The sequence below is a fragment of the Clostridium sp. chh4-2 genome (assembly GCF_002899675.1).
GTDB lineage: Bacteria > Bacillota > Clostridia > Lachnospirales > Lachnospiraceae > CHH4-2.
This window is the reverse complement of record NZ_PKUU01000003.1, coordinates 170,740-192,062: the sequence shown is the minus strand read 5'-3', so window position 1 is coordinate 192,062 and position 21,323 is coordinate 170,740. Positions and strand designations below refer to the sequence as shown.

Sequence of the window (21,323 nt, the reverse complement as noted above, 5' to 3'; positions counted from 1 at the left end):
TGTATAATATCCCTAATGCAGTTGAAGTTTTTGCATTCCGCATGGTTCCTGCTGTGAGCCCCGGCCCATTTTCTCAGCGCCCGCCAATGCAGAGGGGCCAGTATTCCGCATTCGGGCATAAGAGGCTGTAAGCGTGCGGAATGCAAAAACTAAGATAGTATCGCCATTGACATCCCACCCCAAGGGCACTACACTTAATAAAGAAATCATTTACACACATAACAGTAAAAGGAGCATACTCATGTTTTCTGACTTTCACACGCACACTGATTTTTCCGGGGATTCCGACACTCCGGTTTCCAAGCAGCTTGATCAGGCCATCAAATTGGGCATGAAGGAAATATGCATTACTGATCATCATGACCATGACGTAGTGGTTCCAGGCTTAGGGCCTATCTTTGAATTGGATATTGATTCCTATCTGCCCTTTATGAACCGGATACGGGAGGAATATTTGAGCCGGATAAAAGTCAATATAGGTATCGAGCTGGGGCTTCAGCTTCATATTAAAGAGTATTTAGAAGACTTTGTAAAGAATCATACATTTGACTTTATCATCGGTTCCAGCCATTTTATCGACCGGAAAGATCCTTATTATCCCGAATTTTTCCAGGGACGTACTGAAAAAGAAGCCTACTGCCGATATTTTGAAATCACTTTGAAACGGGTTAAGGAACTGGACTGCTTTGACGTATTCGGCCATCTGGACTATGTTGTACGTTATGGGCCTAATAAAAATGAATTTTATTCTTTAGAAGAATACAGGGATTTAATCGATCCTATATTAAAGACATTGATTGAAAAGGGTAAGGGCTTGGAGTGCAATACCGGCGGTTATAAGTATAAGCTTGGACACCCCAATCCCAGTGAAGAGATCCTGTCCAGATACCGCGAACTGGGAGGGGAAATCTTAACCATCGGTTCTGATGCGCACACACCGGAACATCTGGCCTATGACTTTCAGCGGTTAAAGCCGGTACTGCAAAATTGCGGTTTCCGCTATTATACGGTTTATCATGAAAGAAAGCCGGAGTTTATTCCTATCTGAGATTTGGAACTCAAGTAGGACGAAAAAAGTTGAAGGGCGGGATAGATGGAGGTATTTATAACTTTTATGAAAAATAAATTTGTCTTTTGGCTGGTAATTTCTGCAATAGTTATGCTGGCCTTTCCCTGGCTTGTAATTACTTTTGTAAAAAGTGATGCCGGGATGGCTGCTTGTTTCTTACTGTTTTTTGCAGTAAATCCGATCTATTCTGTTTTCATGGGCGTTATTGCAGGAACAAATATTCGAAATCTATGGAGTTTGCCGTTTATTACAGCAATCTTATTCGTATCAGGCACATGGATATTTTTTGATATGGGCGAATCTGGTTTTAACATTTATGCAGGAATTTACCTCATTTTGGGAATAACCGCTATGTTGATTTCTGCGTTCATAAATAAAAGAATGCAGCATTTGAAAGAGTAATGAGGGAGGAAATTTAAAACGTGCTTATTTACATTGAAATGTATCCAAGAGACAGAATGCTTCACGGTCCAAGTTGTTCCGTGTCTGAATTAAAGAAACGAGTGGCAGAAATTCAAGCAGAGGCAGATACCAAGGATTTTATTTCAATATTCTGTGCACGATATAATTTTGAAGAACTGCCTCTTGATAACTTGCCCGTTAATGAAAATATTAAAGCAGATTATTATGTCGATATCGATGCCGCACTTGTTCATAAACCACCACTAACTGCACACGATAATCATCTATTTCTTGAAAAAAATTGCAAGGAAACATTTTGCATAAAATAAGGAGATAAAACAATGGATTTAACATTAAAATTAAATGCCAGATTTCAGCCGAAGCACAGATTTGAATTAGAAGATGCGCTGCAGGAAATATTGGAGAATAAACAGTTAGGCGAAATAACCGGGGGAGGTACGGCTCAAAATCCCGATGGAGAAATTGCCTATTGTGATATAGAAATTCACTTGAACAATGACGATTTGGACTGTATTGAATATTTGACGGATTTGCTCAACAAAATAGGAATTCCCAAGGGTTCCGTATTGCAAGGGTTAGAACCGGAAATTGAAGTGGGAACATTAGAGGGCATAGCATATTATTTCAATGGTGTTGATTTACCTGATGATATTTACCAGACTTGTGATATCAATTATGCGGTTGAACAAATGGAACAGGCATTAGGAGAAACCGGCAGAATGTACAGCTATTGGGAGGGAAATACATACACAGCTCTATATTTTTATGGAACCTCGTTTCTTGAAATGAAAGAAAAGACAGCACCTTTTATTGCAAACTATCCTCTGTGTCAAAAATGCCGTATCGAGCAGATTGCTTAATTTCAGCTTATAGGGGAGACAAATCGGTTCTTGCTAATATTTATTATTTAAATTGAAAGGGGTAATTATATGCTTAAAATGTTAAAAAAAGCTTTTTGGGTACCTTATGAGACCAGTGATGTTTATCCGACTGTAAAAAAGGCACAGCAGGCAATTTCTAAATACTGTGAAGAAAACGGATACTCCTATTCTTTTCCTGGCGATGATGAAGTTGTGATCGATGAGAAAACATATGAAATATACCGGGGATATCAGCTTGGAAGCCGGGGAAACTACGGAATTAAATGCAGAGAAAAATAAACTTTACGGAGACAGAGAATGATTATTTTAATCGCTGGAAGTTCTCATACAGGAAAGACTTTGTTGGCGCAAAAGATGCTTGAAAAATATAAATATCCTTACCTTTCGATTGACCATATAAAAATGGGACTGATACGTAGTAAAAATACGGATTTAACTCCCGAAGATGATGATAAGCTCACAGATTATTTATGGCCGATTATCAGAGAAATGATTAAAACGGCGGTTGAAAATAAGCAAAATCTTATCGTTGAAGGCTGCTATATACCTTTCGATTGGAAAAAGGATTTTAGTGCCGGGTATTTACAGGAAATCAGGTATTATTGTCTCGTAATGACAGAGTCTTATATAAAGAGAAACTTTGATAAGATATGTAAATACGGAAATATTATCGAAAGCCGCATTGAAGATTCATGGCTTTCAGAAGAAAGATTAATCGAAGAAAATAATTATAATTTTGACATGTGTCAAAAATTCAGCTGTAACTATATCTTAATTGATGAAGCATATCAGGTGGATATCGAACTGTAAAATTCCAGTCTGCCTGATAATATGGCGGAGTACAAAACTTGGCGAAAGAGGAAAAATCAATGAAAACATATAGGGATTTAGTGTTTGAAGAAGTGCGGGAAAAGGATATTGAGGTTCTTACCCCTATTATGAAGCGCGCTTTTGATGAAGATACCAGAATCCATTTAGGAAGAAACTGTGGCGGTCCTCCTGGCTATGATAATGGTGATTTTTTACGCCGCTATGCGCTTGATAATGCCTCAACCTCCTATAAAATTTTAAAAGCCGGAAAAGTTATAGGCGCTATTATACTTTGGATTAACACAGACACCAATCACAACTTCCTTGGAAACGTATTTATTGACCCAGCAGAAGAAAACAAAGGCATTGGCAAAATAGTTTGGGATTTTGTCGAACATGAATTTCCCAATACAGAGATATGGAAAACAGAAACACCCATTTTTTCACATAGAAATCATCATTTTTACATTAATAAATGCGGTTTTCATGTTATAAAAATAGAAAATCCCAAAGACATTGAAACGGGAAGTTTTATTCTTGAAAAAAGGATGAAATAGCACGAACAAAACAGGGCGGCTGGACGAACATTTAATGTTCCTCCAACCGCCCCGTTTTACACTTTTATGGCGCACTCTATTAATGATTCAACATTTTCACCTGATTATAATTAATAAGGCTGCCGGCTTTTACAATCTTACGCTCTTCCGGCGTCATATCAGCGATATGAAGGGTCAAAGTCTTAACCGTATCTCCGATCACATATGCTTTAATATCGCTCATATCCCCGTCTAAGGCCTGTTTAATGCCCGGGACATAGATATAGTCGCCGATTTCAAATTCAGGGTCTGCATCCATCAGGAATGGAATCATGCCCCAGTTCATCACATTGGAACGGTAGCGTTTCGTCGCGTATTCAAATGCGATGTTGGCAAGTCCGCCCAGCACTCTCTGACAGCTGGCCGCCTGTTCGCGGGCGGAACCGTCGCCTGGGCGCACTGCGTAAATCATGCTTCCGATCTCTGTATCCGACGCTTTAACGTCTTCATTGCCCGGAATCTGATGAATCTTTTCAAAGATTTCTTTTAACTCAGGAGCTGCTTCGAAAGGACAGTTTCCTGCGGCTCTGGATTTCTCCACCACATCAACTGCTTTTGCCCTCCCCACATATTCCGGATCTCTTCTGGACAGGGTAAATTCTGCAAGTCCCAGAGGATTGGAACGGTAAGAAGAAGTCTCTCCTGACGGGATCAGTTCATCAGTGGTTGTCACCTCATCCATGATCTTGGAGCATACTTTCAGCAGGATGTTGTCGGTTAAGGCGCTCATCTGAGGCCAGTCTTTAATATTTGGTCCGTAAACCAGGTCATTTTCCTTTTCCGCCTTGCCGAATCCCTGATAAACACGGCTAACATAGGAAGAGTCGTCGAACTCATAGGCAGGAATCTCATAATCATCCATAACTCTGGACGCTGAGGTCAGGAAACCGCCGTTTGCGCTGGTCGCTGCGATAGAGCGGGCATCCATGAGAGCCACGGCCGACATCTGGCCGGAACCGGGTTTGGAACCTTCACGGTTAGGGAAGTTTCTGGTTGTATGGCGGATGCTGAGCGCATTGTTCGCAGGCGTATCTCCGGCGCCGAAACAAGGCCCGCAGAATGCGGTCTTAACAGCCGCTCCCGCTGCCATCAGGTCTGCCACAGCCCCCTTCTTCACCAGATCCATGAATACAGGCTGGGAAGACGGATAGACGGACAGGGTAAATTCATCATGGCCGCATTTGCAGTTCTTCAGAATATGGGCTGCCGCCATCACATTGCTGTAATTGCCGCCTGCGCATCCTGCGATAATTCCCTGCTGTACATACAGTTTTCCGCCGATAATTTTGTCGGTCAGTTTATAATTTAAGCCGCGGTTTCCGCTGATCTTCTCCGCTTCCACTTCCACGCTTCTTAAAATATCACCTAAATTGGCATTTAATTCATCGATTGTATAAACATTGCTGGGATGGAATGGAAGGGCGATCATCGGTTTTACGTCGCTTAAATCCACATAGACCATGCCGTCGTAATAAGCCACGTCGGCAGGATTCAGCTCCTTGTATTCTTCCCCTCTTCCATGCATGGTTAAGAATTCTTTCGTATCCTCATCCGTTCTCCAGATGGAGGACAGACAGGTGGTTTCTGTGGTCATTACATCCACGCCGTTTCTGAAATCTGTGGTCATGGAAGAGATTCCGGGGCCTACAAATTCCATCACTTTATTTTTCACATAACCGCTTTTGAATACAGCTCCCACGATGGCTAAGGCAATATCATGAGGGCCTACTCCCGGGCCTGGTTTACCTTCCAGATAAACGCCCACAACTCCGGGATAAGTGACGTCGTAAGTATCGCAGAGCAGCTGTTTTACAAGCTCTCCGCCGCCTTCGCCGATGGCCATGGTTCCTAACGCACCGTAGCGGGTATGGCTGTCGGAGCCCAGAATCATCTTACCACATCCGGCCATCATTTCCCGCATGTACTGGTGCATAACTGCAATATGAGGCGGCACGAAGATTCCGCCGTACTTTTTAGCAGCGGAAAGTCCGAATACGTGATCGTCTTCGTTGATGGTTCCGCCCACCGCACAGAGGGAGTTATGGCAGTTTGTCATAACATATGGAATCGGGAATTCCGTCATGCCGGAAGCTTTTGCCGTCTGTATGATGCCTACAAATGTGATATCATGTGATGTCATAGCGTCGAATTTGATTTTAAGATGGTCCATGTTATCGGAAACATTGTGAGCATTTAAAATGGAATAAGCCATGGTGCCTTTTTTGGCTTCTTCCTTCGCTACGTAGTTTCCCTCTGCACTGCTTTTTTCGGCATATTCCTTTTCATCTACGATTGTCACTCCATTTAACAGATATGCCCCGCCGTCATATAATTTAATCATGGGTTTCCTCCTATAATGCTGCGATAATCGCATCCCTGTATTCTTCTGTGGTAGCTGTTCCGTCCAAATCAGGTGTCAGGCAGTCCGCTTTTTCCAGAACGGTATCAACTGCCGCTCTGATTCTGGATGCACAGTCAAACTGTTTTAAATATTCCAACATCATGCAGGCAGACCATAAAAGCGCGGTAGGGTTAGCGATATGCTTTCCGGCAATGTCAGGAGCGCTTCCGTGTACGGCCTCAAACATGGCGTAATCTTTTCCAAGGTTGCTGGATGGAAGAAGTCCCAGACCGCCGATCAATCCGCTTGTTAAATCCGATACGATATCGCCGTAAAGGTTTGGCATAACCATGATGTCATATTTATGAGGGTTCATAACCAGCTGCATGCAGACATTATCCACGATCATATCATTGCTTTCAATATTCGGATATTCAGCTGCAATCTGGCGGAAGATATCTAAAAACATACCGTCCGACATCTTCAGTATGTTGGCTTTATGTACACAGGTAACTTTCTTTCTGCCATGCGCTTTTGCATATTCAAATGCATCTCTGATGATTCTTTCGCTGGCAGCTCTTGTAATGATCTTTGTTGCATGAATGGTGTCTTCATCAATTTTTTCTTCCACACCTACGTACAAATCCTCCGTATTCTCGCGGAAGGTAACCAGATCCACATTATCGAATGCTGATTTCACGGCCGTATTGGATTTTGCCGGGCGGATGTTGGCATAGAGATCATATTTTTTTCTCAGAGCCACGTTTAATGAACGGAAGCCTTTTCCAATCGGCGTTGTGATCGGGGATTTCAAAAGGACTTTATTCTTTTCAAAAGAAGCATATGCTTCGTCAGGAATTAAAGCGCCGTGTTCTTCCATCTCCTTCTGGCCTACATTAAAGATTTCGTAATCCAGTTCTGCGCCTGCTGCTTTTAAAATATCGATTACACAATCCGTGATCTCCGGACCGATTCCATCACCTCTAAAAACTGTAATTGTCTTATTCATCTCTATCTTTCCTCCATCGCTTTATAGTTAATTGTATCGCCTACATATTTGGTTGCAGGTCTCATAATTCTTCCATCGTAAAGTTTATTCTCAATGTTGTGGGCCAGCCAGCCTACCAGACGGCTGCAGGCAAACAGCGGTGTGTACAGTTCTTTTGGAATATTGAGCATGTTATATGCAAATCCGCTGTAGAAATCAACATTGTTGGAAACGGTTTTTCCGGTTTTCTCAAGAAGCATCTCTCTCGCAATTTTTTCAAATGTCTGAAGGAATTCAAATTCCTTTTCTCTGTGTTTTTCTCTTGCAAGATCGCCGCAGTACTCTTTCAAAATCTCGGCTCTCGGATCGGAAACCGTATATACCGCATGACCCATTCCGTAAACCAATCCGGATTTATCATAGAAATCTTTATCCAGAATCCGTTTGATAACGCCTCTGATTTTCGCTTCATCTGTGGTAAACCCGATCTCGTCGGTAACGGCCTGCATCATCTGTGCACAGCGGATATTGGCGCCGCCGTGTCTCGGTCCCTTTAAGGAGCCGATGGAACCGGCCATGGTGGAATAGATATCGGTTCCTGTGGAGGCGATCACTACGTTGGTAAACGTGGAGTTGTTTCCGCCGCCGTGGTCTGCGTGGATTAACAGAAGAGTATCCAGCATTTTGGCTTCCTGATCGGTAAACTTCCTGTCTTCACGAATCATGTACAGGATATTTTCAGCAATGGAATAATCATTTCTCGCATAATGGATGATCAGGCTCTGCTTCTGGAAATAGTGAAGCTGGCTTTGATAACCGTAGCAGATGATTAACGGCATCTTTCCGATCAGATTAAGTCCTTTTAAAATATTCTGGTAAGGGTCAATGTCATCCGGATTCGGATCATAATTGTACAGAGATAAGACTGCACACTGCAATAGATTCATCAAATCTTTGGACGGCATTCTCAAAAAGTTCATCTCCAAAAATTCATCGGGAAGAGAATAGAATTGTTTTATCACTCCTGAGAACTCCATGAGTTCCTTCTTAGACGGTAAAAATCCAAACAAAAGCAGGAAACAGGCTTCTTCATATCCATAATGAGAATCTCCTTTTCCGGCCACCAGATCGTTTAAGCTGATTCCACGGTAAAAAAGTTTACCTGGAACTTCCACCTTTTTTCCATCCTCCAGATCATACCCTACAACATCCGATACTCTGGTAAGCCCCACACGAACGCCGGTTCCGTCCTCGTTACGAAGGCCCTTTTTTACGTTGTACTCTTTAAACAGACAGTTGGGGATATCCGTATAGTTCATAGATTTTCCAAATGATTGTGCAATAAAATTATTACCCATAGCGCCTCCTCATGGTGATAAAAGTTTAAAAAAAAGGCATCGCAAATAAAATATACGATGTCTCCATTGACATGTTTCTAATGTTTTCTTGTTTCACTATGTTGTGTAGTCTACCACGCCCAGAAATCAAAGTCAATATATTGTTGATATTACAATCAAAAAGTTGTGATTTGCAGTTTTTTCCTTATAGTATATTCTTTAATTTCAAAAATCATGCTCTTTTATTTCAGTTTTTATTATTAATATTCTTTTTTTATCAGTTTTTAATTAAAATATCCATTCATTTCTGCAACTGATTCACAATCTAAAGCTTAAATGTATTACATTTGAACTTCATGCTTTAACGTGATATATTAATAAATAGCCGCTAATTTTATATAGAAAGAACGCCGCATCTGCGGCAGAATGAGAGGTAATAAATGAAAAATAAAAAAATTTCGTTCCGGATGACCGGCTTCAGCATCTTGGTATTGGTACTGCTGGCTTTCCTTCTGTTTTTCAAAGGAGAGAATACAAGCGATCCTCTATTTGATAAAAACAGCCCAACCACTTTATATCTGAACGCACTGACAGGCGAAGTTCCTGAAGTTGATTTTAAAATCTATTTCCCCGATTCTGATTACGATTTTTCAAAGTTTAATTATGACAAGTCCGGCGTTAATTTTCAGGTTCCCGGCATCTATCAGCTTCCCGTTTACTATGACGGACAGAAAACTTCCTGCACCCTTCAGCTCACCATATCTGAACCGGCAAAAGAGGACATTTCTCTCCCTGAAACAGAATTAAAAAATCCGTAACTGAAAGATCTGAAATTCCCGGTTCTTTATGATATACTGAAAGCAGATGATACGATTGTAAAAGGAGGGGTGTGGACATGAAAAACAGGAAAATGAACGTCATGCTGGCAGCTGCGCTGCTGAGCGCAGTCTGTTCCTTTACTGCTTTCGCCGGAGAATGGAAACAGGATGACGCCGGATGGAAGTATGATAACGGAGATTTAATGTTTATCAGAGACGGGTGGAGCTGGATTGACGGGAAATGCTACTATTTTACTCCGGAAGGGTATTGTTTAACGGATACGGTAACGCCGGACGGGTATACCGTGGATGCAGACGGCGCGTGGACGGTGGACGGCAGAATACAAACCCAAAACGTGCCTGCTCTTCCGGAACATACTTTGGGCGACCTGGTGTTTACAACGCCGGATGGATTTAGCCTGAATGAAATGTCCAAAACCGGGTTAAAATTTTTCTCATCCGATTATGAGACGGTTATCGCAATCGGAAAACAGGATTATAACGTGAAAATTACGGATGAAGACCTGGATTATACGGCAGCATCTTCGGGAGGAGATTATTCCTATAAAGCGATGACGAGTTTCAACAATACAACATGGCGTAAATATTACTTTGAAACAACCGGCGATCCTAATATATCCAGCATGGCTTATTATTACAGAACCGTTGAGAAAACTGTTTATATAATCATAATCGCAACTAATAATCAAAATGAACCGTTTAAGCCGGATTCATTGATGCTTTCCATGGTAAACAAGGCATCACAGTAAGATGGACGCTCTGTCTTCACAGACCGCTGCTGCGTGACATCGCTCTTTATATAGAAAAAACGCCGGTAAGAAGGGAAGGCCCTGTTCACCTTTCCCTTCTTACCGGCGTTTTTTCTCAACGATATAAAATTCCCATTAATCGGCAAAGATCTGTACCCAATAATAACTTCCGTTGACATAAGCGCATCCGACGCCCATACGTCCAAATGAAGATTTTAAAATATTATTCTTATGGCCGGTGGAATTCATCCATGCATTCATCACATTTTCCGGTGACCGCTGCCCATAAGCGATATTTTCGCCGCAGCTTTGATAAGAAATACCCTCGTCTTTTAAAATGGTATACCAGGAAGACCCGTCCGGGCGGGTATGTTCATACTTTTCATGAATTTCGTAAGCCCGCTCCTGAGCACAATATGCCAATTCAACATCCCATTCTAAGTTTTCCCTGTCCTCTTTTCGCCTCTCCCTGTTTACAATTTCAAACACTTCATAAGCGTAGCTGCCTTCATCCGCTTCAATGGTATCGTTGTTATAATAATCGGAGTAGTCATAATCGTCATCATAATCAGAATTATCATAATACCAGGAATTATCATAATCGTCCGATCTGTCGTAATCATCATCATCCGAATCCCGGTAATTTCCTGTAAACCAGTCAAACTCATCGATTTCATCAGCAATTATGCCCTTTTCCTTTATGATATACCGCATATCATCCAAGGTAAATGATTCCATCTGCAGGGAGCCGTCATCATTAAAATAATACTGATCCCCATTGATGTGCCGAAAACCTTTCGCCATATTGCCGTTCTCATCAAAATAATAGCGTTTGTTCTCAATTGTCTTCCAATCGGACGTTATATATTTGCTTCCCGTATAATACTTCCACGTACCATCCACATCATTCCAGCCCTTTACCGGATTATACGGCCGTATCTGAACCACCCCGTCAACAATCCAGGCTCCGCTGGCGTCAACATCATTGCCGTCCGGCGTCTTCGTATTCATCAGACAGTATCCTTCAGAAGTAAAATAATAACATTTGTTTCCGATCCACTGCCATCCGTCTTTTGCATAACTTCCATCCGCATTCACAAACCACCAGTTTCCCTGCTCCTGCCTCCATTCGGCAAATGCATTGGTGGAAAATAATAATGTTAAACATAAAGATAAACCGGCAATTCTTCCAATTTTCTTTTTCATACCCATTCGCTCCTCATTTTACCGTCTTTCTATCTATTCAGATACTCTTCCACTGCTGTGATCAGATTGTCGGCTTTCTCACCATCTTCATCTAAATAGCTCTTTCCGCTCACATATTCTGCAATCTTCTTCATTACATTTTGGGAATTGTATTTCAGCAGGTTATACATTGAGTTTCCGTTGCCGCCTAACATTAGCTCGGAGGTATATCTGACACCTTCGTCCCTGCTGATCGACAAACCGGTGGTATTAAATCCCAGCGCCTCCAGATAGTCAAAAACAGCCTGCCCCCTATAATAAAAGCTCATATCCTCGGCATCATACAAGGCATCTTTTGCATCCTGTACAGAAGCTTCATCCCTCTCCTGTTTTTTCTGTTCAAGCTCATTTCTGAACTTGTTGATCTCTTCTGTATCCAGGAATTTCTTTTGAATTTCCCCATTCTCTATCCAAACACCGTCCGGATTCACCTGATAACCGTCCGGAGTTGTTGTATCCTTTAAAATATATCCGTTACTGTCAAAATAGTAACAGTAGGCCAGACCGGAAGTTAATTCCTGAACAATCCATTCCCACTTGTCGGCCGGATAGGAACCATCATCATTTTGGTACCACCAGCCGGTGTCATCAAATTTCCACTCGCCCGCATAAGCTGCCATACTGCCTGCAACTGTTAATCCAATCGCCGCTCCAACTGCCAATAGTCTCTTAACCGCATTCATACTCACTAACTCCTTTTCCTATCGTTTATTTTATTGCTTAAATCATTTCACTTAACTGTTGATTGTATTATATCAAATTTTATATAATATTACATTTATTTCTGACAAAAAGCCTATTTTATATCCTCAGTAACCAATCCGGGCTTTTAGCCATCGTTTTCTTCAATGGAGAGGAGGGAAGAGGGAATGATGCCTTGCTGGAATTTATGCAACACGAAATGCAACACAAAAAATAAGACCCTTGTAAACACAAGGGTCTAGGAGCGGAGACGGAGGGATTCGAACCCTCGTGCCGCTTACGCGACAAACTGATTTCGAGTCAGTCTCGTTATGGCCACTTCGATACGTCTCCATAAAATACTAACCGCTTTATTATACACGACATTGCTCTATTTTGCAAGATCAGGATTACATTGTTTGTAAAAGTTTGAAAAAGAAAAACTGTAAGAGATTAAAAGTCAAGAAAATGTTTACACGATTCACCCATATTGATATAATTGACTTATCATTTTTAATAAAGGAGAAGAAGGATGAGCGAAACAAACCATGTCGGTATCTTTAATACTGACGATATGATGACAAACAAAACCTTATGGAAGGCCGCTGGTTTATCTGATGACGATCTGGACAGGCCAATTATAGGAATTGCCAACTCATTCAATGAGATGGTTCCGGGACACACAAATCTGCGCCGCGTGGCGGAACAGGTAAAAAACGGAGTTTATCGTGGGGGTGGAACACCGGTGGAATTTGGAGTAATCGCATGCTGTGACGGCGTCGCTACCGGACATATCGGCAACAATTACGTGCTGCCGTCCCGTGACAACATCGCAGACAGCATAGAGATTCAGGCGCGCGCTCACAAACTGGACGGCCTGGTGCTTTTGGGCTCCTGCGATAAGATCGTTCCGGGCATGCTGATGGCCGCTGCACGTCTGGACATTCCCTGCATTTTCGTAGCCGGAGGATGTACACCCGGAGGCGCTCCATTTGCCCATAAAACAAAATCAGATTCCACCACGATCACGGAGGCTCTGGGACTTTGGCAGACCGGAAAATGCACCAAAGAAGATATCCAGAACCTGATCACAGTCAGCTGTCCGACCTGCGGTTCCTGTCAGTTTATGGGAACTGCCAATACCATGTGCTGCCAGGCAGAAGCCCTCGGTTTATCCTTAACAGGCTCCGCCCTCATACCTGCTCCTTATAATGAGCGCTACCGCGATGCTTTAAGAAGCGGTGAAAAGATTGTAGAGCTGGTGAAAAGGGGAATTACCAGCCGCAAGATCATGACAAAAGAAGCGTTAGTCAACAGCATCAAAGTGCTTATGGCAGTGGGCGGCTCCACCAATGCGGTCATCCATACCTGCGCCATCGCTTATGAACTGGGATTTCCGGCAGAAGAGATTATGGAAGCATTTGACCGGATCAGTGATGAGATTCCTCATATTGCCAAGGTAAGCCCTGCTTCCAATACATATGACTGTGAAGACCTTTATAAAGCAGGAGGTATTCCTGAGGTTATGAAAGTCATTCGGGATCATCTTGATTTAAGCGTTATGACCGTAACAGGCAGAACGATGGGCGAAAATATCGATTCCTATGTGAATATGTACGCTCCCAATCCTGAGATCATACGCCCGCTTGACAATCCTCACAGCACGTTGGGCGGCCTCGCAATCATGAGAGGAAACCTGGCTCCTGATACAGGCGTTGCCAAACCTGCTGCCATTGCGGAAGAAGCCCGCAACTTCACGGGAACTGCCATCTGTTTTGATTCGGAAGAAGATTGTACGGAAGCGGTGAGAAACCAGATGATCAAACCTGGACACGTAGTAGTCATCCGCTATGAAGGACCGAAAGGCGGCCCCGGTATGCGCGAGATGTATCAGCCGCTGAAGATGCTCTACGGACAAGGTCTTAATAAGACAACCGCATTGATAACAGACGGACGTTTCTCAGGAACCAACAACGGCTGCTTTGTGGGCCATATCTCTCCTGAAGCCGCTGCCGGCGGCCCTATCGCTTTAGTGGAAGACGGGGATCAGATTACCATCAATGTGTATACAAAAGAATTAACCCTCCATGTAAGCGATGAAGAATTAGCAAGAAGAAAAGAAAACTGGCATTATGAACCAAAGAAACTGACCGGATATCTGGCACGCTACGCAAAGCTGGCTAAATCAGCAGACCAGGGCGGTGTTCTGGAATAATACCGGAACGCTTAGAATCCTGTTTTTCTATGATACTAAAAAGCCTGAAGCTCAGGATGATATTCTCCTGGCCTCAGGCTTTTCATCTTTTATAATCTCGTTCTGTCTGCGGCAGACGGTTATGCAGATGGAATAAGTAAATCTTCATCAAAATGTAAACTTTAGGCCTTCAATCCTAGTAGAAAACAACCTTTTATTATGCTACACTGAAAGTAACTAACATATCTGCATTGTAGACAGTACTGACATTGGAAAACGAGCTGTTGCCAGTGTTAAAAAGGGGTAATTATGGACAAGTATGAAGAGTTGAAACAGATACACGGCCATTTAGACGGACTTCGCAACGCGATCGACGGAATGGATCTGGATCTCTCCAAAAAAGAGGATTTAGAACTCCTGATTGATATTAAGAGAGAAATGGATGATTTAATTTTGAAAGCGGCTGTTTATCAGGCCTTTCAGGAAGAATGCTGTAAAAAGGCGGAAATGGAGGACGATGCCAGGGTATCTGAGGCTCCGCTTCCTATATTCCGGCCTGATCCGCAAGCCAATCCTCTGGTAATTCCGCCGGATGCCCAACAGCCGGTTCCACCGGTAATTTCACAGCAGCCCCTGCAACCGTCCCCGGAACCAATTTTGCAGCAGGCGGAAACACAGGTTGAAAGGCCGCTTCACACCGCTTCTAAACCGGTAAAAGCTGTGACATCTCAGGATAAAAAAGAGGTTTTCTCCGAAAACAGCGTGGGAAAATATCTGATCGGCGTGCTGGCTTCGCTGCTGATTCTGGTGGGTGTTGCGGTGCTGGCCGCTACAATCTGGAATTACATCCCTGACGCAGTGAAGTTTTCCATGGTTCTATTGATGGGACTTCTCATGGGCGGTCTGGGGTTTTTACTTGGAACCAAAGGAAAGACATTTAATGCATTTCATCTGAGCCTGATTGGCTGCGGAACCGGCATCATCTACTGCGACCTGATCGCAGCCAAGTTAGCCTGGTCCCTGTTCCCGGACCCGGCCGTCCTGCTGTTTTTTATTGTCTGGACCATATCAGGATTTGTTTTATCCAAGAAGCTTCATTCGGATATTATGTTTTCCATTATACAGATTGGCAATGCAATCTCCATCCTGCTGACCGTTCATCTGATGGAAATCGGCCCTTCGCTCTGGCTGATATTATTATTTATTTTGTGTACGGTTGTGCTGACCAGCGTATTTGCAGGACAGGGCTTCCATAAAGCAAACGGCCTTGCAGCTTCCTACATTGCAATCTTCTCCTATCTGATGATCTGTTCCAGATTGGGAGAGTTGATGCGCTATTACCCGACGGACAGCGATACCGCTTTCATGGTAACCTGCGGCATTTTATATATGGGACTTTTCCTATTTTCGGCTTGTTTATTCTGGATGATTCCCTATGGAATACGCGGGTTCAGCGATGCTGCGGAAAAATGTCTGGTGGCTTCCCAGCTTTTGATACTGGCCGCCGGAACTGCATTTATAATGGTGCAGCTTCCGCATTCTTATATTTTGGACGGCAGGATTGCCGAACCGGCGCCGGAAATTCTGTATTTCCTGATCCTTATGGCTGCTCTTTTTAAGAAAAAGACGAGAACCTTCAGCCTTATGGTTCTTTCCATCAACATGACCGCAGTTCTAATGGATTTATCCTCCTTCTTTTTTGAGAGCTGGGGGCTGCTGCCATGTGTGCTTTGTTTGGTATTTCTTCTCCTCGGTCTGCATCTTAAAGACATCTGGATGAAAATTGGGGCGGTGGTCATTTATGCAATTATTACCTGCGGTATCCTGTTATTTAGCTTCATCAATCTGTTTACCAACGCATTTAACTCTGAACTTAACATCTGTATCCTGCATGGTCTGATGATACTCATTCCATGTATTGTAATCGCTGATATTGTGAAGCATAGGGAACGGGCTTTGAAGAGAAAAATTCTGGCTGTGCTCTGTCTGGACAGTGCGGTCTGCTACATTTTTCTGATGTTTTTCAACCTGGAACTCTGGATGATGTGGAGCACGGCTTTGGCCGCTGCTGCTCTCACCATTTTCTCCAGACTGCCGGTATTCAGAGAAGACCGGTCCTGCCGGATTCACGACCTGATTTGCCACAGCCTGCTGCAGCTCTTGTTATGGGCCGCTTTATCCTCAGACCGGGGTGCCTGGGAAATGGCCGCGGGATGTCTGATTCTGCTTCTGTTTACGGCCAAGATCGTATATGAAGCCCTGGCCCACATGAAACGGACCGGAAATCATATTCTGCCTTTAATCAGCTGTGTGCTGATGACAATCAATGCCGTGGACGTGCTCCATAAGACTCCCCTTGGAAGCTACGCCATCCTGACAAGCCTTACCTGTCTGCTGGCCGCGGGATTCTGCATCGTTCTGGGCTTTTCATGCAGGGTAAAACCGCTTAGAACTTATGGATTGATCCTGGTCATATTCAGCGTTTTAAAAATGGTCACATTTGACATCACATCCACGGATTCCATCATCCGCGTGGCCGCATTTATCGGCGGAGGACTTCTCTGCTTCGGAATCAGCTGGGCCTACAACCGGGCTGAGAAAGAGGATTCGGGGGAGAAGTGAATTTATTGGCAAAAAGTACGCAGGGAATCGGGAGGCGGGACAGGGAAGGAGCCGGACCGGTGGAAAACGAAACAGCCGGCTGGGATTCGGGATTCGCCCCTAAGAGATACTAAGGCCCGTAAGGGCAGAACGAGGCAGGCCAGCGCCATTCGCAGTGAACTCTTGATGACTTCGCTGCTCAGCGGCGCTTTAGAAACTGATCTGGAATTCAGTTTCTACCTGCCTCGTTCTGCCCTTACGGGCCTAAGTATCTCTACAGGGGTTCCATACGATCCCAGCCGTCTGTTTCGTTTTCCACCGGTCCGGCCCCTTCCCTGTCCCGCCTCCCGATTCCCTGCTGGTTTTCGCCGGCCTGGTTAAATACAATTGGCTTCTCCTGAATTAGAATCGGATAATTGAAGGATTCTAATTTGGGAGAAGCCAATTAAGTATAAGTACAAAACAGTATGTTTACTGTCCGAAATATTGATTAACACCGGCTAAAAGGCCATCGCCCAATGTACTCAGCATGGAATTGGAATAGTCGGAGGCTTTGTCTCCGAGTTCGATGTCGATGGACGGGACTGTGGAGTAGGAGGTTTGAGTTAGATCCATCTCCATGGAGCCGCCGGAAAAGATCTTGACGCCGGCTGATTTCAGGCCTGAGATCAGGCTTTCGCCCAGAGCGTTATGCTGTTCCCAGTGGGATTTTACAGGTTCCATGGCTCTGTAAGTGGAGTTGCTTGGAACGCTCATGTAAAATGCGCCTTTATCGCTGGTGGTGGAATCCCAGTGGAGGGCGATATGGCAGTCGGCTTTGTTGTTTGCAATTACGGTTCTGGCTACGTTGTCTAGCTGAACGTCGTCGGATTCACGGATCATCAGCACGTCATAGCCTGCTGCTAAAAGCTTATCTTTAAATATCTTTGCCATCGCTAACGTTACCACCGGCTCATTGGTTCCATCGGAAAACTGCATGCCTCCGGATACTGCTACTGCGCTTGTAGCGCCTGCTCCTGTGGTTCCGCCTGTTACTTTCGGGCTTCCGTCCGGGTGGCACAATGTTTTCACGCTGGAACCGCCTTTTGTTCCATGGCCTGCATTGACGCAGACTGTGATTCCCTTCCGGTTTGCGGAATCTGAACGGTACATCGTGGCAGATCCGCTGTTAATCTTGGAAAATTCTGCATATTTCCAGGAGGAATCCAAGGTAACGGCTCCGCCCTGGACATCAGCTGCTGCCTTTTCTGATTCCGTTTCCGGCTCTGTTTCAGGCTGTTCTGTTGATAAATATCTGGATGAAATATAGCATTCCTTATCCTGGTAAATGACACGGCTCCAGGATTCGCTGTTTCCGGTTCTTTTTAATTCAGTTCCCTTCTTCAGACGTTCGATCACCTCTGAATCGGGAGCGGTGCTTGTCCTTAAATTAACATCGTCTCCCGTCACATAGACGGTTTCGTCCACCGCTTCATAGGATTCTGATGTTTCTGTGGTAACGACGGTTTCCTTTTTGCTGGATTCCGGCTCTGCTGTCTCAGTCTGTGCCTCTGTTTCGGTTTCCGCGGCAGTTGTCCGGATCGCCTCATATTTGCCGCCGCAGCCGGATAACAGGATTGCGCCGGCAGCTAATGCGGCGATGAAAGGCATGTTTCTGCCTCTTGAAATTCTCATAGTATAGTTCCTCCTCCGATGACATAATCACCATCATAAAATACGACAGCCTGACCCGGAGTTACCGCACGCTGCGGTTCTTCAAACACGCATTCCACAGTTCCGTCTCCCGCTTCCGAAATCGTGCAGGGCGCGCCTTTATGGCTGTATCTGATCTTGGCAGATACCTGCATCTCTTTTCCGTGAAGCCCGTCAATGGCCATCCAGTTCAGTTTATCACACCTGAGCTGTTTGGTAAAGACATCTTCAGAGTTTCCAATCACCACTTCATTGGTTTCCGGCCTGATGGCAGTTACGAATACAGGGTGGCCCATGGAAAGGTTTAAGCCCTTCCTTTGGCCCACCGTGTAATGGGTGATTCCCTTGTGACGGCCGATCACATTGCCGTCCAGATCCACGAAATTGCCGGGCATCAGTTCCTTATCCGTGTTTTCACTGATAAAACGGGCGTAATCGTGATCCGGAATAAAACAGATTTCCTGGCTGTCCGGCTTACTCGCCACCTGAAGGTTGATCTTCTGGGCGATGGCGCGGATCTCGTCTTTGGTGTACTGACCTACCGGCATCAGAGTATGGGACAGCTGATACTGGGTCAGGTTATAGAGAGCATAAGTCTGATCCTTGGCGGCGGTAGCCGACTTTTTCAGGGCATATCTGCCGCTTGGAAGCTGCTCAATCTGGGCATAATGGCCGGTTGCAATGTACTCCGCACCGATATCCAGGCTCCTTTTCAATAAGGATTCCCATTTCACATAACGGTTGCAGGCAATGCATGGATTGGGCGTTTTTCCCTGTACATATTCGTCGACAAAATAGTCGATCACATTATCTTTAAATTCCTGTTTAAAATTCATCACATAGTATGGAATATCCAGATCCCAGGCCACGCGTCTGGCATCGTCCACGGCGCTTAAACCGCAGCAGCCTCCGTTTTCTTCCTGGGTCGTCTGGTCTTCATCCTGCCAGATCTGCATGGTAACTCCTACCACGTCATATCCCGCTTCTTTCAGTAAATAAGCCGCAACGGATGAGTCCACTCCGCCGGACATTCCAACCACTACTTTTTTCTTATCCATCATTACACCTTTTCCTGGGATTTTTATCCGGGATTAATACTCTTCGGTTTCTTCCTCTTCACCGATGTCTGATTTCGGCTTGGACAGACCCTGAATCTCAATATTGTTCTTCTGGGCATAATCCCAAAGAGCTGCATGAATGGCTTCTTCAGCCAGCAGGGAGCAGTGGATCTTTACAGGTGGAAGCCCGTCTAATGCTTCACAAACTGCTTTATTGGTAACTTCCATCGCTTCCTGAATGGATTTTCCTTTAACCATTTCGGTTGCCATGCTGCTGGTCGCTACAGCGGCGCCGCAGCCGAATGTTTTGAATTTTACATCACGGATAATCTGATTTTCGTCGATATCCAGGTAAATTCTCATGATATCTCCACATTTTGCATTACCTACGGTTCCCATACCGCTTGCATTCTCTATCTCTCCAACATTTCTTGGATGTTCAAAATGATCCATAACTTTCTCTGTGTACATATTTCTCCTCTTTTCTTCCGCCCGATGCGGGTTATATTCTCAGTCTATTATTTATTTACGAGCCTGACGGCGCATATAGTCCTCATAAAGGGGTGACATATTTCTCAGATATGACACGATCTCTTTGATCTGGTCTGCGACGTAATCCATCTGCTCTTTTGTATTTTCTTCATTCAGTGTCAAACGCAGTGATCCATGGGCGATCTCATGAGGAAGGCCGATGGCTAACAGCACGTGGGACGGGTCCAAAGAACCCGAGGTACATGCGGAACCGCTGGAACCGCAGATTCCCGCCATGTCCAGTTTGATTAACAGGGATTCTCCCTCGATAAACTGGAATGCAAAGTTTATATTGTTTGGAAGGCGCATGGTTCTGTGCCCGTTAATGCGGCAGAAAGGAACCTCTGCCATCACCCGTTCCATCAGGTAATCTCTCAGCTCTTTTTCTTTTTTCGTTCTCTCTTCCATGGTGTTCATGGCGATCTCAGCAGCTTTTCCCAGACCCACGATTCCCGGAACATTTTCCGTGCCGCCGCGGCGTTTGCGCTCCTGAGCGCCGCCATGGATAAAGGAGCGGCTCTTAATGCCGGTGCGGATATATAAGAATCCGATTCCCTTAGGACCGTTGATCTTATGGCCGCTGGCGCTGAGCATATCGATATTATATTCATCTACATTGATCGGAACATGGCCATATGCCTGAACCGCATCCGTGTGGAAAAAGATGCCGTGCTCTTTTGCAATGGCGCCGATCTCTTTCACCGGCTGAATGGTTCCGATCTCATTATTGGCAAACATGATGGAGATGAGAATGGTGGTCGGGCGAATGGCTTTTTTAAGTTCTTCCAGCTTAATTACGCCGTTTTCATCCACATCCAGATAAGTGACTTCAAATCCCCGTTTTTCCAGATATTCACAGGTATGAAGCACTGCATGGTGCTCTATTTTACTGGTAATAATATGGTTTCCTTTGGACTGGTATGCCTCGGCTGTCGCCTTGATGGCCCAGTTGTCTGATTCAGTACCTCCTGCTGTAAAATAAATCTCATTGGTCTTGGTTCCAAGAGACTGGGCAATGGTTTCCCTCGCATGGGCAATCGCCTTTTTACTTGGAGATGAAAATTCATAAACGGAGGATGGATTTCCATAAAGTTCTGTAAAATATGGAAGCATCTCCTGTACGACCTCCGGCCGTGTTTTCGTTGTTGCTGCATTATCAAGATAGATAATTTCTTTCATAAGTGTAATCCGCCTTTCTGTAGAATTAAAGTTCAAAGCTTCACCTACAGTTTCTATTATATAATATATTCATAGAATTTCAATAGGAATTATCATTTTCATTATTAAA

Annotated in this window: 21 protein-coding genes and 1 tRNA gene; 11 read left to right on the top strand and 11 right to left on the bottom strand. The window is 44.3% G+C overall.

Going from position 1 to position 21,323, the window contains the following annotated elements; all coding sequences use genetic code 11:
• Positions 1–241: 241 nt before the first annotated feature.
• The 7 genes from C0033_RS04315 to C0033_RS04285 all read left to right on the top strand — a co-directional run bounded on the left by C0033_RS04315 (position 242) and on the right by C0033_RS04285 (position 3,740).
• Positions 242–1,048 (top strand): histidinol-phosphatase HisJ family protein, encoded by an 807-nt coding sequence (locus tag C0033_RS04315; RefSeq protein ID WP_103226640.1) that lies wholly within the window; start codon positions 242–244, stop codon positions 1,046–1,048.
• A gap of 66 nt (positions 1,049–1,114) precedes the next feature.
• On the top strand, positions 1,115–1,471 hold the full coding sequence (locus tag C0033_RS04310; RefSeq protein ID WP_103226770.1) for a hypothetical protein: 357 nt from the start codon (positions 1,115–1,117) through the stop codon (positions 1,469–1,471).
• An 80-nt stretch (positions 1,472–1,551) separates the two neighbouring features.
• Positions 1,552–1,800, top strand: a complete 249-nt coding sequence (locus tag C0033_RS04305) for a hypothetical protein (protein WP_242984412.1) — start codon at positions 1,552–1,554, stop codon at positions 1,798–1,800.
• A gap of 12 nt (positions 1,801–1,812) precedes the next feature.
• Positions 1,813–2,352 (top strand): hypothetical protein, encoded by a 540-nt coding sequence (locus tag C0033_RS04300; protein WP_103226639.1) that lies wholly within the window; start codon positions 1,813–1,815, stop codon positions 2,350–2,352.
• A 69-nt stretch (positions 2,353–2,421) separates the two neighbouring features.
• Positions 2,422–2,652 (top strand): DUF4318 domain-containing protein, encoded by a 231-nt coding sequence (locus tag C0033_RS04295; protein WP_242984411.1) that lies wholly within the window; start codon positions 2,422–2,424, stop codon positions 2,650–2,652.
• An 18-nt stretch (positions 2,653–2,670) separates the two neighbouring features.
• Complete coding sequence (locus tag C0033_RS04290; protein WP_103226638.1) at positions 2,671–3,183, top strand: adenylate kinase; 513 nt, start codon at positions 2,671–2,673, stop codon at positions 3,181–3,183.
• Positions 3,184–3,221: 38 nt separating this feature from the next.
• Positions 3,222–3,740: a GNAT family N-acetyltransferase gene (locus C0033_RS04285; RefSeq protein WP_242984410.1), complete on the top strand. Its 519-nt coding sequence runs from the start codon at positions 3,222–3,224 to the stop codon at positions 3,738–3,740.
• 79 nt (positions 3,741–3,819) lie between these two features.
• Here the strand turns inward: C0033_RS04285 and C0033_RS04280 are convergent, their stop codons facing one another.
• The 3 genes from C0033_RS04280 to C0033_RS04270 are packed head-to-tail and all read right to left on the bottom strand — an operon-like array spanning position 3,820 to position 8,466.
• Positions 3,820–6,120: a hydratase gene (locus C0033_RS04280; RefSeq protein WP_103226636.1), complete on the bottom strand. Its 2,301-nt coding sequence runs from the start codon at positions 6,118–6,120 to the stop codon at positions 3,820–3,822.
• A 10-nt stretch (positions 6,121–6,130) separates the two neighbouring features.
• Positions 6,131–7,129: an isocitrate/isopropylmalate family dehydrogenase gene (locus C0033_RS04275; RefSeq protein ID WP_103226635.1), complete on the bottom strand. Its 999-nt coding sequence runs from the start codon at positions 7,127–7,129 to the stop codon at positions 6,131–6,133.
• 2 nt (positions 7,130–7,131) lie between these two features.
• Positions 7,132–8,466: a citrate synthase gene (locus C0033_RS04270; protein ID WP_103226634.1), complete on the bottom strand. Its 1,335-nt coding sequence runs from the start codon at positions 8,464–8,466 to the stop codon at positions 7,132–7,134.
• A gap of 419 nt (positions 8,467–8,885) precedes the next feature.
• Here C0033_RS04270 and C0033_RS04265 point away from each other — a divergent pair, with 419 nt between their 5' ends.
• Both C0033_RS04265 and C0033_RS04260 read left to right on the top strand, forming a co-directional pair.
• The gene (locus tag C0033_RS04265) at positions 8,886–9,263 is read left to right on the top strand and encodes a ty transcription activator TEC1 (protein ID WP_103226633.1); all 378 of its coding nucleotides are present in this window, start codon (positions 8,886–8,888) and stop codon (positions 9,261–9,263) included.
• Between the two features lie 77 nt (positions 9,264–9,340).
• Positions 9,341–10,033 (top strand): hypothetical protein, encoded by a 693-nt coding sequence (locus C0033_RS04260; RefSeq protein ID WP_103226632.1) that lies wholly within the window; start codon positions 9,341–9,343, stop codon positions 10,031–10,033.
• 135 nt (positions 10,034–10,168) lie between these two features.
• On the opposite strand, the gene C0033_RS04255 is transcribed toward C0033_RS04260, so the two are convergent.
• The 3 genes from C0033_RS04255 to C0033_RS04245 all read right to left on the bottom strand — a co-directional run bounded on the left by C0033_RS04255 (position 10,169) and on the right by C0033_RS04245 (position 12,313).
• Positions 10,169–11,239: a CAP domain-containing protein gene (locus tag C0033_RS04255; RefSeq protein ID WP_180994557.1), complete on the bottom strand. Its 1,071-nt coding sequence runs from the start codon at positions 11,237–11,239 to the stop codon at positions 10,169–10,171.
• 29 nt (positions 11,240–11,268) lie between these two features.
• Positions 11,269–11,961, bottom strand: coding sequence for a hypothetical protein (locus tag C0033_RS04250; protein WP_103226630.1), 693 nt, complete (start codon positions 11,959–11,961; stop codon positions 11,269–11,271).
• Between the two features lie 264 nt (positions 11,962–12,225).
• A tRNA-Ser gene (locus C0033_RS04245) sits at positions 12,226–12,313 on the bottom strand.
• 178 nt (positions 12,314–12,491) lie between these two features.
• On the opposite strand from C0033_RS04245, the gene ilvD reads away from it, so the two are divergent.
• Both ilvD and C0033_RS04235 read left to right on the top strand, forming a co-directional pair.
• Positions 12,492–14,174 (top strand): dihydroxy-acid dehydratase, encoded by a 1,683-nt coding sequence (gene ilvD / locus C0033_RS04240; RefSeq protein WP_242984409.1) that lies wholly within the window; start codon positions 12,492–12,494, stop codon positions 14,172–14,174.
• Positions 14,175–14,462: 288 nt separating this feature from the next.
• Positions 14,463–16,775, top strand: coding sequence for a DUF2339 domain-containing protein (locus C0033_RS04235; RefSeq protein WP_103226629.1), 2,313 nt, complete (start codon positions 14,463–14,465; stop codon positions 16,773–16,775).
• Positions 16,776–17,028: 253 nt separating this feature from the next.
• Here C0033_RS04235 and C0033_RS26855 read toward each other — a convergent pair whose 3' ends face one another.
• Genes C0033_RS26855 through nifS form a run of 5 tightly spaced genes read right to left on the bottom strand, consistent with a single transcriptional unit; the run spans position 17,029 to position 21,214 of the window.
• Entirely contained in the window at positions 17,029–17,199 is a 171-nt protein-coding gene (locus C0033_RS26855; protein WP_180994556.1) for a hypothetical protein, read from the bottom strand.
• Positions 17,200–17,225: 26 nt separating this feature from the next.
• On the bottom strand, positions 17,226–18,428 hold the full coding sequence (locus C0033_RS04230; RefSeq protein ID WP_242984408.1) for an N-acetylmuramoyl-L-alanine amidase: 1,203 nt from the start codon (positions 18,426–18,428) through the stop codon (positions 17,226–17,228).
• The gene (mnmA, locus tag C0033_RS04225) at positions 18,425–19,504 is read right to left on the bottom strand and encodes a tRNA 2-thiouridine(34) synthase MnmA (protein WP_103226766.1); all 1,080 of its coding nucleotides are present in this window, start codon (positions 19,502–19,504) and stop codon (positions 18,425–18,427) included. Before mnmA ends, C0033_RS04230 begins: the two co-directional genes overlap by 4 nt.
• Positions 19,505–19,537: 33 nt before the next feature.
• On the bottom strand, positions 19,538–19,975 hold the full coding sequence (gene nifU / locus C0033_RS04220; protein ID WP_103226628.1) for a Fe-S cluster assembly scaffold protein NifU: 438 nt from the start codon (positions 19,973–19,975) through the stop codon (positions 19,538–19,540).
• 51 nt (positions 19,976–20,026) lie between these two features.
• A complete protein-coding gene (gene nifS, locus C0033_RS04215; protein WP_103226627.1) occupies positions 20,027–21,214 on the bottom strand; it encodes a cysteine desulfurase NifS in 1,188 nt (395 codons plus the stop codon).
• Between the last annotated feature and the right edge of the window lie 109 nt (positions 21,215–21,323).

Bases quoted from the DNA above. Each gene is read 5' to 3' on its own strand.
- C0033_RS04265 (WP_103226633.1), top strand. From the start codon at position 8,886: ATGAAAAATAAAAAAATTTCGTTCCGGATGACCGGCTTCAGCATCTTG.
- C0033_RS04260 (WP_103226632.1), top strand. From the start codon at position 9,341: ATGAAAAACAGGAAAATGAACGTCATGCTGGCAGCTGCGCTGCTGAGC.
- C0033_RS04250 (WP_103226630.1), bottom strand. From the start codon at position 11,961: ATGAATGCGGTTAAGAGACTATTGGCAGTTGGAGCGGCGATTGGATTA.
- C0033_RS04280 (WP_103226636.1), bottom strand. From the start codon at position 6,120: ATGATTAAATTATATGACGGCGGGGCATATCTGTTAAATGGAGTGACA.
- C0033_RS04255 (WP_180994557.1), bottom strand. From the start codon at position 11,239: ATGAAAAAGAAAATTGGAAGAATTGCCGGTTTATCTTTATGTTTAACA.
- C0033_RS04310 (WP_103226770.1), top strand. From the start codon at position 1,115: ATGAAAAATAAATTTGTCTTTTGGCTGGTAATTTCTGCAATAGTTATG.
- C0033_RS04315 (WP_103226640.1), top strand. From the start codon at position 242: ATGTTTTCTGACTTTCACACGCACACTGATTTTTCCGGGGATTCCGAC.
- C0033_RS04235 (WP_103226629.1), top strand. From the start codon at position 14,463: ATGGACAAGTATGAAGAGTTGAAACAGATACACGGCCATTTAGACGGA.
- ilvD (WP_242984409.1), top strand. From the start codon at position 12,492: ATGAGCGAAACAAACCATGTCGGTATCTTTAATACTGACGATATGATG.
- nifU (WP_103226628.1), bottom strand. From the start codon at position 19,975: ATGTACACAGAGAAAGTTATGGATCATTTTGAACATCCAAGAAATGTT.
- mnmA (WP_103226766.1), bottom strand. From the start codon at position 19,504: ATGGATAAGAAAAAAGTAGTGGTTGGAATGTCCGGCGGAGTGGACTCA.
- nifS (WP_103226627.1), bottom strand. From the start codon at position 21,214: ATGAAAGAAATTATCTATCTTGATAATGCAGCAACAACGAAAACACGG.
- C0033_RS04275 (WP_103226635.1), bottom strand. From the start codon at position 7,129: ATGAATAAGACAATTACAGTTTTTAGAGGTGATGGAATCGGTCCGGAG.
- C0033_RS04300 (WP_103226639.1), top strand. From the start codon at position 1,813: ATGGATTTAACATTAAAATTAAATGCCAGATTTCAGCCGAAGCACAGA.
- C0033_RS04230 (WP_242984408.1), bottom strand. From the start codon at position 18,428: ATGAGAATTTCAAGAGGCAGAAACATGCCTTTCATCGCCGCATTAGCT.
- C0033_RS04270 (WP_103226634.1), bottom strand. From the start codon at position 8,466: ATGGGTAATAATTTTATTGCACAATCATTTGGAAAATCTATGAACTAT.
- C0033_RS04290 (WP_103226638.1), top strand. From the start codon at position 2,671: ATGATTATTTTAATCGCTGGAAGTTCTCATACAGGAAAGACTTTGTTG.
- C0033_RS04295 (WP_242984411.1), top strand. From the start codon at position 2,422: ATGCTTAAAATGTTAAAAAAAGCTTTTTGGGTACCTTATGAGACCAGT.